The organism is Nonomuraea cypriaca (genome assembly GCF_015645445.1).
GTDB classification, from domain to species: domain Bacteria; phylum Actinomycetota; class Actinomycetes; order Streptosporangiales; family Streptosporangiaceae; genus Nonomuraea; species Nonomuraea cypriaca.
The window spans coordinates 1-13876 of sequence record NZ_JADOGI010000257.1; the positions used below are offsets into that span (position 1 = coordinate 1).

At 66.4% G+C, this 13876-nt stretch carries 16 protein-coding genes and 1 pseudogene; 8 read left to right on the forward strand and 9 right to left on the reverse strand.

Going from position 1 to position 13876, the window contains the following annotated elements:
* A partial coding sequence (locus ITP53_RS61535) for a hypothetical protein (protein WP_407941393.1) occupies window positions 1-272 on the reverse strand: 272 nt, incomplete at its 3' end.
* Between ITP53_RS61535 and ITP53_RS47095 the strand changes: the two genes are divergently transcribed.
* On the forward strand, window positions 183-392 hold the full coding sequence (locus ITP53_RS47095) for a Tn3 family transposase (protein WP_407941394.1): 210 nt from the start codon (window positions 183-185) through the stop codon (window positions 390-392). The genes ITP53_RS61535 and ITP53_RS47095 overlap by 90 nt on opposite strands.
* A 201-nt stretch (window positions 393-593) precedes the next feature.
* Here the strand turns inward: ITP53_RS47095 and ITP53_RS47100 are convergent, their stop codons facing one another.
* Together ITP53_RS47100 and ITP53_RS47105 are read right to left on the reverse strand one after the other, a co-directional pair.
* The gene (locus tag ITP53_RS47100; RefSeq protein WP_195901992.1) at window positions 594-1376 is read right to left on the reverse strand and encodes a MerR family transcriptional regulator; all 783 of its coding nucleotides are present in this window, start codon (window positions 1374-1376) and stop codon (window positions 594-596) included.
* 131 nt (window positions 1377-1507) lie between these two features.
* Window positions 1508-2707, reverse strand: a complete 1200-nt coding sequence (locus ITP53_RS47105; RefSeq protein WP_195901993.1) for a serine hydrolase domain-containing protein — start codon at window positions 2705-2707, stop codon at window positions 1508-1510.
* Between the two features lie 80 nt (window positions 2708-2787).
* Here ITP53_RS47105 and ITP53_RS47110 point away from each other — a divergent pair.
* A pseudogene (locus ITP53_RS47110) lies at window positions 2788-3345 on the forward strand (recombinase family protein); the annotation flags it as partial.
* Between the two features lie 153 nt (window positions 3346-3498).
* Here ITP53_RS47110 and ITP53_RS47115 read toward each other — a convergent pair.
* Window positions 3499-4095: a hypothetical protein gene (locus tag ITP53_RS47115; RefSeq protein WP_195901995.1), complete on the reverse strand. Its 597-nt coding sequence runs from the start codon at window positions 4093-4095 to the stop codon at window positions 3499-3501.
* Window positions 4096-4969: 874 nt separating this feature from the next.
* Between ITP53_RS47115 and ITP53_RS47120 the strand changes: the two genes are divergently transcribed.
* Together ITP53_RS47120 and ITP53_RS47125 are read left to right on the forward strand one after the other, a co-directional pair.
* Window positions 4970-5872 carry an aminoglycoside phosphotransferase family protein gene (locus ITP53_RS47120; protein WP_195901996.1) on the forward strand — a complete coding sequence of 301 codons (903 nt, stop codon included), beginning with the start codon at window positions 4970-4972 and terminating at the stop codon, window positions 5870-5872.
* Between the two features lie 42 nt (window positions 5873-5914).
* Window positions 5915-6232, forward strand: coding sequence for a hypothetical protein (locus tag ITP53_RS47125; protein WP_195901997.1), 318 nt, complete (start codon window positions 5915-5917; stop codon window positions 6230-6232).
* Between the two features lie 150 nt (window positions 6233-6382).
* On the opposite strand, the gene ITP53_RS47130 is transcribed toward ITP53_RS47125, so the two are convergent.
* Complete coding sequence (locus ITP53_RS47130) at window positions 6383-7024, reverse strand: histidine phosphatase family protein (protein WP_195901998.1); 642 nt, start codon at window positions 7022-7024, stop codon at window positions 6383-6385.
* A gap of 231 nt (window positions 7025-7255) precedes the next feature.
* Here ITP53_RS47130 and ITP53_RS47135 point away from each other — a divergent pair, with 231 nt between their 5' ends.
* The gene (locus tag ITP53_RS47135) at window positions 7256-8677 is read left to right on the forward strand and encodes an IS1380 family transposase (RefSeq protein WP_195901999.1); all 1422 of its coding nucleotides are present in this window, start codon (window positions 7256-7258) and stop codon (window positions 8675-8677) included.
* A gap of 309 nt (window positions 8678-8986) precedes the next feature.
* Entirely contained in the window at window positions 8987-9172 is a 186-nt protein-coding gene (locus ITP53_RS47140; RefSeq protein ID WP_195902000.1) for a hypothetical protein, read from the forward strand.
* Between the two features lie 120 nt (window positions 9173-9292).
* Here ITP53_RS47140 and ITP53_RS47145 read toward each other — a convergent pair whose 3' ends face one another.
* Entirely contained in the window at window positions 9293-9631 is a 339-nt protein-coding gene (locus ITP53_RS47145) for a hypothetical protein (protein ID WP_207757422.1), read from the reverse strand.
* Between the two features lie 252 nt (window positions 9632-9883).
* Window positions 9884-10132, reverse strand: a complete 249-nt coding sequence (locus ITP53_RS56575) for a hypothetical protein (protein ID WP_207757423.1) — start codon at window positions 10130-10132, stop codon at window positions 9884-9886.
* 116 nt (window positions 10133-10248) lie between these two features.
* Here ITP53_RS56575 and ITP53_RS56580 point away from each other — a divergent pair, with 116 nt between their 5' ends.
* Complete coding sequence (locus tag ITP53_RS56580; protein ID WP_207757424.1) at window positions 10249-10506, forward strand: SAM-dependent methyltransferase; 258 nt, start codon at window positions 10249-10251, stop codon at window positions 10504-10506.
* Window positions 10507-11292: 786 nt separating this feature from the next.
* Here ITP53_RS56580 and ITP53_RS47155 read toward each other — a convergent pair.
* Both ITP53_RS47155 and ITP53_RS47160 read right to left on the reverse strand, forming a co-directional pair.
* Window positions 11293-12669, reverse strand: a complete 1377-nt coding sequence (locus tag ITP53_RS47155) for a sensor histidine kinase (protein ID WP_195902001.1) — start codon at window positions 12667-12669, stop codon at window positions 11293-11295.
* A gap of 658 nt (window positions 12670-13327) precedes the next feature.
* On the reverse strand, window positions 13328-13591 hold the full coding sequence (locus tag ITP53_RS47160) for a ferritin-like domain-containing protein (RefSeq protein WP_207757425.1): 264 nt from the start codon (window positions 13589-13591) through the stop codon (window positions 13328-13330).
* A gap of 120 nt (window positions 13592-13711) precedes the next feature.
* Here ITP53_RS47160 and ITP53_RS61540 point away from each other — a divergent pair.
* The coding region (locus ITP53_RS61540) for a transposase (protein WP_195902003.1) at window positions 13712-13876 on the forward strand (165 nt) is incomplete at its 3' end.

Below are 13876 nucleotides of genomic sequence, written 5' to 3' on the forward strand. Positions count from 1 at the left end.
GGATCCCGCCACCGAGAAGACACGCCCACCGCGACCACAGAACCAAGATTCTTCCCGGTCACGATGCGTGAGCTGCTCCCGCCATCCGACATGCCAGAGAGCTTCAAGATCATTTCGGTTAAGACCAACTGGCGGCTCTTGGTCTTGTCGTCAACGCGGTCGCGCTGTGGAACTCGAAGTACCTGTCGGCCGCCGTCGACCAGCTGCGCGCCCACGGCATCCCGGTCAAAGACGAGGACGCCGCCCGGCTCAGCCCGCTTGGTCACGCCCACCTCAACGTCCTGGGCCGCTACGCCATCGCCTCCTCCGCCCCGGCCGAAGGGCTGCGGCAGCTCGGCGAGATACCCGACGTGCCTGAGGGCGACGGCGGCGTGGACGAGGAGGGGGTGTAGCGGCCAGGATTGCGGCCAACGGCCGGCGTCCTTGTCCTGAGGCTTTCCTTGAGCTGGACGGCGAATCGTCCGTCGTGCCCGGCCTGGCTGCGCGATCCTGTCCTTTTGGCCGCTCCTTCGAAGGACGCGTGGATGGCTGAGGCGATGCATCCAGCGTGGGACGAGCCGCTCCAGCGGTGTCTGCCGGCAGATCCCGGCCGGTCAGTGGGTGTCTGGTCTGGGGATATGGATGCCCGCGGCGCGGAGCTTGGCCTCTACGAGCGCGACCCCCCGGGCCGTGGCCGATCCCTGCTCTTCGCCGTAGTGGGCGATCAGGTGGTACCGGGCCGCGGCGTCGGTGCGGGCTTGCAGGCCGGTCACGATCTTCAGGTGTGCGGGGTTGGCGAGGAAGTGGTCGGCAATGGCAGTGGCGAGTTCGGCCAGGCGTGGGTCGTCCGGCTCCCATGCCGTGGCTTCGGTTGCGCGCTTGCTCAACGCGACGAAGCGGGGGTCGTCGAGGGCATGCTCGACATGGGTGAGGAAGTCGTCGAAGCCCTCGGGGACCAGGGCCCTGGCCAGCACCCAGCCCTCCCTGGTGGCCGTCACCTCGTCCGCGGGGAGACCGAGGCCGGACAGCCGCTCCAGCAGCGCCACGGCTCGGTCGGGCAGCAGAGCCCGGTCTCCGTCGGCGAGCAGGTGCAACATGTCACGGCGCGCGATCAGCTCCTCGATCCGTTCGGTGAGCTGCCGCTCGACGTCGGCGAGCGCGGCGGCGAACAACGCGGCGTCGGCGTCGAGCAATGGCCCGGTCTCGGCCAGCGGCACCCCGGCGGCGGCCAGCGTCCTGACCTGCACCAGCCGCAACAGCTCGGCCGATCCGTACCTGCGGTAGCCGGAGCTGTCGCGTTCCGGCTCCTTCACCAGGCCGAGCTTGTGGTAGTGCCGCACCGTCTTCACTGTGACGCCGACGAATGCCGCCGCCTGCCCGATCGTGACTCCGTTCATCGGCAAAATCCTGCCTTGTGCTCGAGCTCGGCGACTAGGCAGACCACAGCCGAGCATGTGGCCCCAGTTCACGTTCTACCTGATGCACGACCGGAAAGGGTCGCCTCTCAAGGCGTACGGGTCGCAGGTGTTCAGTCCGTCGGCTGAGCCGGATCGGCCTGCTCGCCGCAGAACACCTCGTTGACGAGCCTTTGCTGGGCGTTCTGGAGCGCTGTCGCTATGGACATGTCGGCGTCGGCCACCCAGTTCAGTACGGCGGTCAGGGTCTTGCTGCCGTCGGGCGTGCTGTACATCAGTGTCACGGAGCCGACATTGCCGCCGTTGTGGGTGATGACGGTGCCGCCACAGTCGGTTTTCTGGACGAACACTCCCAGCCCGTAGTCCATGTTCGGGATGCCCGTCGGGTGCGGGGTGCACATCTCGGCCAGCAGTGGGGTCGGCAGGAGCTTGCCGCCTATCAGCGCGGAGATGAACGTGGCCAGATCCTGGCTGGTCGAGATCATGTCACCGCCGGTGGAGACCCAGGAGGGGTTGTAGCGGGTGATGTCGATCGTCTTCTGCCGGCCGGCGTCCTCGTAGCGGTAGTAGATGTGGGCGTGCGGCTCGGGGATCTCCGGCGAGGCGTCCGGCACCACGGTGCCCGACAGCCCGAGCGGCCCCAGGATCCGCCGCTGCATCTCCTCGGCCAGCGAGCGGCCCGTGACCTTCTCGATCAGCAGCCGGGCCAGCACGTAGTTGGTGTTGGAATAGCTCCAGCCCGTCCCCGGCTCGAACCGGGCCGGCTTGGACAGCGCCAGACGTACCAGCTCCTCGGGCCGGTAGGTGTGGAACCGGTTGTCCACCCACTCCTTGCCCGTGGTGCCGTAGGGCACGGGGATCCCGTGCACGATCGACCCGTCGTCATATACCTCGCCGGTGAAGTTGAACAGCCCGCTGGTGTGCTGCAACAGCATCCGCACCGTGATCCGCCGGTCCAGCCCGAACTCGGGCAGGTAGTCGGCCGCCGGGGTGTCCAGCTCGATCTTGCCCTCGGCCACCAGTTGCAGCACCAGGGTCGCGGTGAAGGTCTTGGTGTTGCTGCCGATCCGGGCATGCCCGTTGACCGGCGGCTTGCCGGCCCCGCCCAGCTCGGCCACCCCGGCGCTGCCGGCCCACTCGCCCCGCTCATCGCGCACGCGCAGCGACACTCCGAGGAAACCGGAATCGACGATCTCCTCGATCGCCTTGCGCAGCTCCGGGCGATCCTGCCCGGCAGCGGCTTCCGGCACGGCCCCGCTGTCCGCAACGGCCACCCTGGCGGCGTCGAGGGCTTCGGTGATCTTGCGGGCCATCTCGGCCGTGGCGGGGCTCGGCCGGCCCTGGTGCGTCTGGGCGGTCTCGACAGCGACGAGGACGGTGTGTCGGCTACGCCCGCTGCTCGACCGACGAGCAAGACGTGATCATCCAGACCGAGCAACTCCTGACCCTCGGCGTCCCCGAAGACCGGATCTACATCGACCACGGCTTCTCCGGTACCACCCGCCGCAACCGCGCCGGCCTCGACCAGGCCCTCGCCGCCATGTGGGACGGCAGCGTCTTCACCGTGACCAAGTTCGACCGGTTCGCCCGCAACATGGCCGAGGCCAACGAGATCCTCACCGGTCTGTCAGGACGCGGCGTCCTGTTCGGCCTGGGCGCGTCCGTCTACGACTGGAACGACCCGTTCGGGCAGCTGTTCCTGCAGACCCTCGCCATGGTGGCCGAGTTCGAGGCCAACCTCGGGCACTTGCGGACCCGTGAGGGTATGACCCTGGCCAAGACGGACGGCAAGCTCAAGGGCAAGCAACCCAAACTGCCCGAACCCGCCCGGCGCTCCATCCGCCGACGATACGCCGCGGGCGAGGTGTCCCTGGCCGACCTGGCCACCGAGTACAGCGTCGGACGCTCCACCATCCACCGCATCATCCACGGGCCAGAGACCTCCAGGTAGAGCGGTCACACGTGGAAATTGGACGTCACCCGCGAACGAGCGATCTCTGAAACTCGCCGCCAGCCTTGGCCTCCGCCCCATCAGCACGTTCGAGGAATTCGGTGCTGAGCAGACCCTCAGCACCGCTCCCTTGTCCATGTTCCAAATCTGATCTCAGCATCCACCACAGCGGCCGTCAGACCAGGAGACCCAGAGTTTCGGGCGCTCCCAGGTGGTCAGCTGCCGCTCAGGGTCGGTTTCCTGGTGCGCGAACTGGTTGATCAGGTCGGCGAGGGCTTGCCGGTCCTGCTCGGACAGGTCCTGCAGGAGGACGGCCACCGGCTCGATCACCTGCATCGTGGCCTCGGGCGTGATGGCGTCGTCGTCGCTGAGGTCCAGCCTGATGACGACCTCGGTGAGGGCCTTGGCGAGGGTGCGTTCGAGCGGGGTCATGATGGGCTCCTGGGCTGGTTGTTCGGGGTCTCCTGCAGGTGATCCGGGTGCGGTCACGAGTGTCGGCCGCCTCGCGCAGCCTGCGGGCGCAGGCGCGCAGCCGGTCGCCGACCGGCTGAGGAGCGTGCGCGGCCCGTTTGTCCAGCACTTCGGCGCGGTCGCGCAGGCCGGCGGCGTGCCGTCGGTGCAGACGATGTTCCCGCAGCCGGGAACGCAATGGTCAAGGCTGGGGGTGTCTTTCACGCCGTCACGGTGGCAGAGCGCCTGAGCGCGTTTGTAGTGGCAGAGCACGAACGCCTGCGGGTTGTCATAGATCATGACGTCCTCGTTGGCGATCGGCTTCCGAGCGGTGGTCGCGTTGATGACGGTGCCTTCGAAGACGGGGGCGCGGGCGGCGGCCTTGATGACGCGCCGGGCCGCCGGAGCCGACCGACGCCGATGCCTACTTCGGCAAGGCGCTGCGCACCACGGCCAGGGGCACCCGCCTGGCCCCGGGCGCAGGCGCTCAAGACCTACTACTTGTTCCTCGAACTTCTCTGCACCTTGTCAAGCTGGGCTCGCCTACGTCGCGGCCGTGGTAGTTATGCGACGATCCCAAGATGCTGCGCAGCCTTGAGATCACAGCGAACCTGTCTGAGCTTTAGAAGGCTCATCGTGATCACGTGTTCTGGGAGTCCACGATTGAGCTGAGCTTGGATTGCTTCATCTGTGAGCGGGTAGGCCGGACGACCGCGTTGAAGTTGGGGGACGGGCGGGCCGTCTGCATCAGCAGGAAGGACTACAAGCACTTCGCTGCGGCGCGGATCTCGGCGTTCGACGTGACAAGCCAGAACGCTCTGTTGGCTGTGAGGGCCGTGATCGACTTCTGGTGGGTGCCGTTCCAGGATGCCAAGCGGGGTGGGGATGCGACGCCCTTGAGCAGGTGGGTCCGGCTGCACTACGGCTGTTACTGCCCCCATCAGGAGACCTCGGGCAAGGGATCGATTCAGACGAACGTGCGTCGTCCTTGGAGTCCACGGTGCGGCGAATGCAAGACCGGTAACTGTTAAACCCTCTGATCGGCAGCTCTCTGAAACCGAATGGGTGCGGCTCGTCCGCACCCAAACCGAATCGGTGATGCCAGAGGAATCACAGCGAGATGCTCCGGGGAGCGAGAGCCGCTCCGCCTGCCGCCTCAGTACTGTGACTTCGCATGACCGACACCGAGCTTGAGATCACCGCAGACCTGGTCCGCGACCTGCTGCAGGAGCAACATCCAGACCTTGCAGGGCTGGCCATCCGCGAGGTGGCGGGCGGCTGGGGCAACCAAATGTGGCGCCTCGGGGACGAGTTGGCCGTGCGCATGCAGCGCATGGACCCCACCCCGGAGCTCCAGCTCAAGGAGCGGCGGTGGCTGCCCGTGCTGGCCCCGCGCCTGCCGCTCCCGGTGCCGGCCCCGGTGCGGTTCGGCGAACCGTCCGAGCGCTTCCCCAAGCACTGGACCGTGATGACGTGGGTTCCCGGCGAGCCGCTGGACCACGGCTCGATCAGCCGCGGCGCCCACGCGGCCGACACGCTGGCGGGCTTTCTCCAGGCGCTCCATGTGGAGGCGCCCGCCGAGGCCCCGGCCAGTTCGGACCTCGGCGCTCACCCCAAGAGGTGCACGGGCGGCTTCGAGCAGTTCTTGCAGGCCATGGACCCCGACGCCGTCGGCGATGTCCGCGCCGTCCGGGCCGTCTGGGCCGATGCCGTCGCGGCCCCCGAGTGGGAGGGCCCGCCGGTGTGGGTGCACGGCGACCTCCATCCCGCGAATGTCGTCGTCTCAGACGGAACGCTCTCGGGCGTGATCGATTTCGGTGCCTTGTTCGCCGGCGATCCCGCGTGGGACCTCGGCGCCGCGTGGGTGCTGCTCCCCGCGGAAGCGGCCTCACGGTTCTTCGACGCGTACGCGCACGCGGACGAGGCGGCGATCCGGCGCGCCCGCGGGCTGGCCGCTATGAAGAGCCTCTTCCTGATGCTCATGGGGCAGAACGGAGATCGGGGCCTTCCCGGCGGCAAGCCGCACTGGGGACCTGCAGGCCGGGCGGCACTTGATCGTGTTCTGAAGGGCGTTTGATGCACGCTTCTTTGAACTTGTTCTCGATCTTGGTCGAGGGCCATGCGGCAGCCCACCTTCGTGGGTTCATCGATCACCGCGCGTGGTGGGGATGCCAAGGTCCACGGCCGTATGCTGCCCGTGGCCCCGATCGAGCTGGCGGAGCTTCTCCTCGGCGCCAGCCAGGCTGACCTGGAGACCTTCGACCTCCCCGAGCCGGCCTTCCGTCTCGGCTTCGGCGATTCGGGCGATCAAGTTGTCGCGGATCTCGGCAAGCCGTGCCCGTTGGGCCGGGTCAGGTCGGAGGAGCGAGCATCTGACGCAAGCTTAACCGAACTGATCTTGAAGGAGGTTCAAGGTCATCGAGAACCTGTTAGGTGACTGAACGTGGCCCGCAAGAGTCTTTGATGACCCGCCGCTCGGCGTGTCGCGGGCGCCCCGGCTCTTGCGGATTGGCGCAGCATCATGGGACGGAGTCTGCTCAGCGGTGGCACGTCACCTCGTTAGCCGTCGAAGCGAGCCAGGTAGAGGTCAGCCGGCTTCGGCGGAGTCGAGATGGCGGGTGTCACCGAGGTTGACGACCGTGCGGTTGTGGAAGTAGTCGTCTTCGCGCAGCGTGGTGATGCTGCCGGATGGCACCCGGAAACTGGCATGACCGACCGCCTTGATCGGCATCTTGATCCAGGACGTCACGACGAATGTCAGGGAGCCACCGTGTGTCACGATGATCTGGTGTTCGCAGGGGCTCTGCAAGATCTCGTCCATGGCCGCGTAGATGCGCTGCGCCAACGCCGCCTTGGTCTCGCCACCCTCCACGCCCTCGTCGTGTTCCAACCGCTCCCCGGCAGCCGGCGGCGGCACGAAACGCTGGTCCAGCCACTCCTGTGGCCTTCCCCCCGCCTCTCCGTAGGATTTCTCCCGCAGCCTGCGGTCCAGGATTGGTTTCACGCCGAACAGCTCGGCCACCTTCTCGGCCGTTTGCCGAGTGCGCTGCAGATCCGAGGAGAACAGCTCCACATCGGCGCCGTCCGGGACCTGGGCCCGCAGCGCCTGGGCAATGAAGGCCGCCGCGCTGAGGCCGGCTGGCGTCAGCTGCGAATCATGCCAGCCGCCGACGACCCTCTCGACGTGGTGCGTCGCCTCCGGATGGGTGACGGCGTAGAGAGTGCGCATGAGTGAGCTCTTCCTGTCGGGGGCTGTTCTTGACCTCATGAATTCGCGAACACCCGGCTGGCCGTCACATAGCGTCATATAGCGCAGAAGGTGCCGCTCTGACCTGGCATGATCTGGATTGCCTAGATCAAGTCCATGCAGGGGAACGGCACCTTGAAAGTGAAGCGTACGGCATCCGCTGGTTTGCGGCGGAAGGTGAAGCGTGTTAGAGCGGAACGACGTCGCCGCAAGTTGGAGAAGCGCACCTCGGCGTGGGCGCTTTCGCTGGAGATGACCGGTGGCGCGTCGGGGCTGGTGGGCGCTGCCGGGGTACCACTGCTGCGGCTGCTGGCCGACCGCTCGGGGTTGCGTGGACGGTTATCGAAAGCGCTGGTCAAGCCCGGTTTCTTGCCCGGCCATGACCGTGGTCAGGTGCTGGTGGATGTCGCTGTCGGGCTGGCCCTGGGCGCGGTGTCGCTGACCGGGACGATGCGGGAGATCGAGCAGGCCGGCGCGGTGCTGGGCACGACGGCGTCAGCGGTGACCGCATGGCGCACCCTCGACAACCTCGACGATGCCGCGCTGGAGAAGATCGCACGAGCCAGAGCGGCGCATCGGCGGCTGATCTGGCAGCGTCTGGCCGCCCGCCCGCAAGGCTTTCCCTGGATAGAGGTGGCCGGGCAGCTCTGGGACGGCTGGGTCGTGGTGGACGTAGACGCCAGCCTGGTGGAGTGTCACAGCGACAAGGAGGGGGCCGCGGCCACCTACAAGAAACATCTCTTCGGGCTGCACCCGCTGATCGCGACGATCGCCAACACCGGCGAGATCCCCGTCAGCTACCTGCGTAAGGGCAACGCGGGCAGCAACACGGTGGCCGACCACCTCAAGGTGCTCACCGAGGCGGTCGAACATATCCCGCCCCGCCACCGCAAGAAAATCATCTTCAGGGTCGACGGCGCCGGGGCCAGCAAGGACCTACTGGCCTGGATCAAAGCGACGGCCGCCGAGCATGGCTACGACTGGCGCTACAGCGTGGGATTCGACGTCACCGAACCCGTCCGCATCGCGATCGCCAAGGTCCCCAAGAACGCGTGGGCGGCAGCCCTCACCCCCGACGGCGAGCTACGGCCCGGCGCCCAGGTCGCCGAGATCACCAAGCTGCTCGACCTCGCCGACGGCTGGCCCGACGGTATGCGCCTGCTCGCCCGCACCGAACCCCTGCACCCCCGCCACCACAAGCAGGCCAGCGCCATCGAGAAACAACGCGGCCAGCGCTTCCAGGTCGTCGCCCACGACCTGCCCGGACACCACTACCCCCGGCTGGACGCCTTCACCCGCAACCACGCCGGCGTCGAGTCCGCGATCAAAGACGCCAAGAATCTGGGCCTGCGCCGGTTCCCCTTCTTCAAAATGGCCGCCAATCAGGCCTGGTGCGTGGCAGTAATGCTCGCCGCCGAACTGCTGGCCTGGCTGCGGCTACTCGCCCTGGACCATCACGCCACCCTGTCCAAGGCGAGTCCCGCCACCCTGCATGACACACTCTTGAACGTCCCTGCCCGGCTGGCACGGCGAGCACGCAAACGCCTGATCAGACTCCCCGACGACCACCCGCACGCCACCAACCTGATCCTGGCCTGGACCAAAATCCGCGCCCTCGCCACTCAGCCACCCTGACCAGCGATCACACCCGTCCCAACCAGTCGAAAGGCCCCCGCCACCCAGCCCGTCAGGGGGACACCAAGGGCCCTACCCGGCACCCCGCCGGGCCTTCAGCCTGCCCGTACCCCGGAACGGGCACCCCACATCAAGATCAATACTCTCTAGAGCTCACGCCTCATGATCGTGAAAGATTGAGGTTGAGTGATCTTAAAGTGGTTCACGAGTTCTCGAATTTCGTGAACACGGCTCTGCCGCTGACCGTGGTCACGGGCTGTCAGCCACGATGGTGCAACCGGCGATGTGGGAGAAGCGCGGCATCCTCAGGTGGATGGTGGTGCCGCGGGCCACGAGGTCGTCGAGCTGGGCGAGCTTGCCTGCGGCGGCGGCCAGACTGACCCGCAGGCCCTCGGCTTCGCCGAGCCAGCCTTCCCGATCGGCCTCGGCGATGAAGGCGATCAGGTTGTCGCGAATCTCTTCCAGGCATCCTCGCTGTTTTGGAGCCGACCGTAGAAGTGAACATCTGATACAAACTCAACTGAGCTGATCTTGGTTGTCCGATCCGTTTCCCGGGTTTGCAGGTTGGCTACTTCGCGCGGCGACAGTTCATGGACCCGTGTTCTTCTCGGCGCGTCACGTGCTGCTTCCGGCCAAACGGCCGACGGACCGGCGGATGTCGGGCATGCCGAGGCTGACGATCGTCGTGCGCGCGGCTGCCTCTCGCATGGCCTGGAGCTTCTGGTCGGCGGCGGCGAGGGTGGTCTCGATGGCGCCGACTTCGCCGAGCCAGCCTTGTTCCTTGGCCTCGGCGAGACGGTCGATGAGGTTGGCATGGATCTCTTCGAGTCGGGGCTTCTGAGCTGGGTCAACGCAAAGGAGGGGGCATCTGAGCTGACCGCCCGCCTCGAACTGCACGGTGATCGAGAAGGCCAGCCGCGCTCCCTCGGGCCAGAAGGCGTTCGCTGTGGTCATGGCTACGTCCGCCCCTGTGCGCCTGCTCGGCGGGCCCGTCGGGCCGCATCCCGGGTCAGACTCTTCTGGAGCGCGCTGCCCCATACATAGGTCATCCCCTGCCGACGCGGCCCTATTCTGCCTCTGACCAGCCCAAACCGGGCGCGCACGAGAAGGGCTGGGTGAAGGGCCGGATCGGCTGGTTCCGCCGCAACCACCTGGTCCCGGTGCCTTCCCTGAACTTGCACTTGAGCGGTGATCGAGTCCGGAGCGTCAGTGCTGGCGGTGGAGCTCGTGGTAGGTGCGAAAGTCGAAGAAACGCAGACCATCAATTACGGCACTGGACTCGATTTCCTGCAGAGTCCAGGGGTGGGCGGAGTAGTCGTCAGTCGCCACGCCTCCGTGCTCAAGCAGCATCGCGACCAGTTGGTGGACCTCCGCCGTGCCGTCAATCCGCCCGGAGACGTCGATCTGCACTGCCCAGGTGGGGTGGTGTCCGATGGCCGCTTCAAGGACTGCCATGTCGTCGGGATCCCAATCTGCCGCTCAGCCACGGCCATCCCTCGCACCAGTTCCCGACGCGCCTCGGTCGCGGCTCGGCGCACCTCCTCAGCCTCTTCTTCGGCCTGACAGCTGCGTTGCACCTCGACCGCCAGTTGCTCCCGCACGACCCCGCCACCTGGGAGAAGGTCACCCAGATCTACACCGACGGCGGAACGCCCGTGCAGTTCCGGGCCAAGAAGGACGTCGCGCGCTTCTTCGATGGCTTTGACCTCCTCGACCCGGGCATCTCCGTCGGCCACCGCTGGCGCCCTGACCCCGACGACAGCCGCGACCCCGAGGAGCCCACGGACGCCACGGTCAGCCTCTGGGCCGGGGTGGGCATCAAACCGTAGCCTCCCCGCGGGCGCCGGATTGCGTGCGCGGCGAAAGGCCCCCGCGGGGGTGCCACCGGAATGGGGGCATAACTGGCGACCTCGATTAATCACGTGTCGCCTATTCGATGCTTCTGATGCTGACCGGTGTCACTCATCGTGATCATCGCCTGGAGCGTAGCGGCTCCAAGTGCCCCCGGTTTCAGCAGCTGTACGGCAAGTTCGAGCTCGACATGAGCAAACAGCTCGACCTTGGACCGGGCCCGGGCTTGAGGCACAAGGTCCCACCTGATCCGTTCCGAGTGACGAACGACCTCTGTCGGACAGCGCGGGCGTCTGAGGGAACTGGGCCTTGGCTTGTCGCTGCAAGCGTTGGTGTAGGCCTTGACCTTTGGAATTGTTCAGGCGCGAGCAGACGGAGGGGTTGCTTCTGGCTGGACGGTGTTTATCGTCGGGGCATGGCTGCCCGCCGGAACCCCAAGAAGGACAAGGCCGCCCGACGGCGCCGGCCTGAGCGCCGTCCGGCGTCGTCGGGCAGGCGGGCACCGTACGAAGACTCGCCCCGCCCGAACCATCGTGTGCGGAGCGCCGCTGTGTCATGACCGCACGGCCAGCGACTCTGGGGCGCAAACAGGTGCTCCGGATGGCCGACGTCCCCGCCGTGCACACTGATCAGATACGGACAGCCGCTGTGCCGCCCAGCCTCCTGGCCTGCTGGCCTGCTGGCCTGCTGGGACGAGCCGCTTTCCTCCGTGGTCGGTTGCGTGTTGTTTCCATCGCCCACTTTCCTGATGGATGGGATTGAGGCTATGGAGCCGCTGGCAGGCGCAGGACGAACCGTGTGCCCTGGGGGCTGTCCCCGATCTCGAGGGTGCCGCCGTGCGCCTCGGCAATCTGCCGGGCCATCGGGAGACCCAGGCCAGTGCCTCCGGCCTCCCTGTCGCGGGCGGTGTCCAATCGGGCGAAGCGCTGGAAGGCCAACTCGCGCTTGTCTGGTGCGATGCCCGGTCCGTCGTCGTTCACCTCCAGCGTCGCAACCCCGGTCGGGAAGCGCTGCGCATCACGCTTGGGCGCCGGGGAATGCCGTACACGCAAAGCGATCGTGGTGGCGGCGTGTCGCTCGGCGTTGTCAATCAAGTTGGTGAGCAGGCGCGACAGCTGGACCCGGTCGCCGATCACCGTCACACCCGGATCGAGCGAGTACTCCAGCCTCTTGTCCGTCTTAGGGCGCCTCTGGCATTCGGTGGTCACGAGTTCGGCCAGGTCGATCGGCTCGCGTTCGACCGGTCGTTCCGCCTGCAGGCGGGCCATGGCCAGGAGAGTGCCTACGATCGCCTCGAGCCGGTCCACGCTTCTCAGAACGGTGCTGCCCAGCGTGGGCACGCTGCTCTCCTCAGGCGCGTACAACGCGTCCTCAACCTCGGCACGTATAGCGGCAAGAGGAGTGCGCAACTCATGCGAGGCGTCAGAAGTGAAGGTCCGTTGCTGTTGCATCGCCGCATGCAGGCGGACCAAGGTTTGGTTGATACTGCCGGCCAGGTCATGGACCTCGTCCCGGCCCGGCGGAAAAGGAACCCGCCGCTCGGGGCAGGTTTCATTGATCCGATCGAGCTCCGCACGGATGGCGTCGACCGGCCGCAGAGACACAGTGACGATCCGATACCCCAGGAAGGTGACCGCCGCCGCCAACAGCCCCGCGGCACCGAGCACCGTCGCGGCCAGCCACGGGTCGACATACCAAGGAACTGTGGGGGTGGAACCGTAGACGATCCAATCCTGTCCCGCCCGATAGGCTGACTGCGCCACCACAATGTGGCACCCACCGGAAGGGAAAACCCCGCCGCATACGACAGAGGACATGATCTTCCTGCCGTCAGGAGCGAACCCGGCCATGACCGGCTTGCCCCGCAGCTGCGGCGTCGAGACGACCACCACACCCCGAGGATCAACGACCTGCATGTTGCGGTCCCGGTGCCCAACCAGCGGTGGAACCACCCGGTCGTGCTCCACCTGCGTGGCCACCCGGCCACAGGCCGCAGTGACCTCCTCAATGGCAGAGCCGGTGGCATACCGATGAATCGCGATCATCACCGTCGCGGCCAGGAGCGCGCACAGCAAAGCCGCCACTACCCCGGTGAACCAGGTAATACGTCTAATAATCGATACGTTATGCCAGGTGCTCATGCTCCCCCCCAAATAGAGGAGCACATGCGCCGCGACCACCGGAAGCGGATGGACCTGGTGTCGGCACACGCCTCCCCAAGACCCGCCCAAATGAGCCGCCTGATCGACATCCGTCTCCTGCAGCGTCCGTCCAGCTCGCCCGTCGCATCACGCTCCCACACGGGCAAGGCCGCCCGACGCGAAGACTGCAGGCCCAGTCGGATCCGCATTTCCGAGTGGCACAGGCTTACATGCTCTACGGCGATTTGTACAAGCCCGTGCCACATCTTGTGATGATTAAATGGAACCCCGGTTTTCAGTGCACTTTATACCTATGCGGCTGATCGTCTGTCGGTCGTACTGTCCGGTACCTGCTGGGTGAACAGCGGTAAGCGCACCAACAATCAGCGCTCGGCCCCGGTGGCCACCGAGGCACCGACGGTCACGCCCGCTGCTATTGGTACCTATCGCCGTAGCCGGTGTCATGTCGATGGCCCTTCTGTGTCCCCGCGGGCTGTTCACCCGCTGCTGGCATTTGTCCAGTTCTTCATGCCAGATGGTGCCCTTGCTGTGGCGTGGAACCGGTCAAGCCGGCCAGCTACGGCAGAGCGGTCGCGTACGGTCGTTAAGAATCGCGGCGAGCGCGGGCCCGGTGTTTGAGAGGGGATGTCAGCCTGGGTCAGGCGAATGAGACGAGGGCGGTGTGGGCCCGTTGCTGCAGGGTGGCTTGGTCCATGTCCGGCGACCCGCCGAGCTGGTTGACGTGATCAGATCCGCGCTGGAAATGTCCGAGCTCCTCGGCCGCGTGATCGCGGAACATGGCGGCGACCTGCTCCTGGTCCATCCCCTGTGCGACGATCGCGTTCTGCGTGTATCGCAGGTAGCACACCATGTCGCTGGCAACGACCTGGTTGAGCACCGTGAAGACGCCGTCAACGTCCATGGTGATGTAGGGAGTGACCGGCCCCTGTGCAAAGTGCTGACGGCGCGGACATCTGGGGTGCCCCGATCTTTCCGGACACGGACCCAAGTAGGGTTTACGTGACACCCGGAAGGCAAGGTAGTGGCGAAGAAGCCGAGGCATTACTCTCCCGAATTGCAGGCCGAAGTCGTTAAGTACGTCCTGGATGACGGACACACATGCGCTCAGGCAGCCCGTGCTTTCAACCTGGTCGCCGAAACGATCCGCAACTGGGTGAACGCCGAAAAAGAGAAGCGCAAGGGAAAC

Coding starts and splice junctions, on each gene's coding strand:
- ITP53_RS47100 (WP_195901992.1), bottom strand. CDS start 1,376: ATGAACGGAGTCACGATCGGGCAGGCGGCGGCATTCGTCGGCGTCACA.
- ITP53_RS47105 (WP_195901993.1), bottom strand. CDS start 2,707: ATGGCCCGCAAGATCACCGAAGCCCTCGACGCCGCCAGGGTGGCCGTT.
- ITP53_RS47115 (WP_195901995.1), bottom strand. CDS start 4,095: ATGATCTATGACAACCCGCAGGCGTTCGTGCTCTGCCACTACAAACGC.
- ITP53_RS47120 (WP_195901996.1), top strand. CDS start 4,970: ATGACCGACACCGAGCTTGAGATCACCGCAGACCTGGTCCGCGACCTG.
- ITP53_RS47125 (WP_195901997.1), top strand. CDS start 5,915: ATGCGGCAGCCCACCTTCGTGGGTTCATCGATCACCGCGCGTGGTGGG.
- ITP53_RS47130 (WP_195901998.1), bottom strand. CDS start 7,024: ATGCGCACTCTCTACGCCGTCACCCATCCGGAGGCGACGCACCACGTC.
- ITP53_RS47145 (WP_207757422.1), bottom strand. CDS start 9,631: ATGACCACAGCGAACGCCTTCTGGCCCGAGGGAGCGCGGCTGGCCTTC.
- ITP53_RS56575 (WP_207757423.1), bottom strand. CDS start 10,132: ATGGCAGTCCTTGAAGCGGCCATCGGACACCACCCCACCTGGGCAGTG.
- ITP53_RS47155 (WP_195902001.1), bottom strand. CDS start 12,669: ATGAGCACCTGGCATAACGTATCGATTATTAGACGTATTACCTGGTTC.
- ITP53_RS47160 (WP_207757425.1), bottom strand. CDS start 13,591: ATGGACGTTGACGGCGTCTTCACGGTGCTCAACCAGGTCGTTGCCAGC.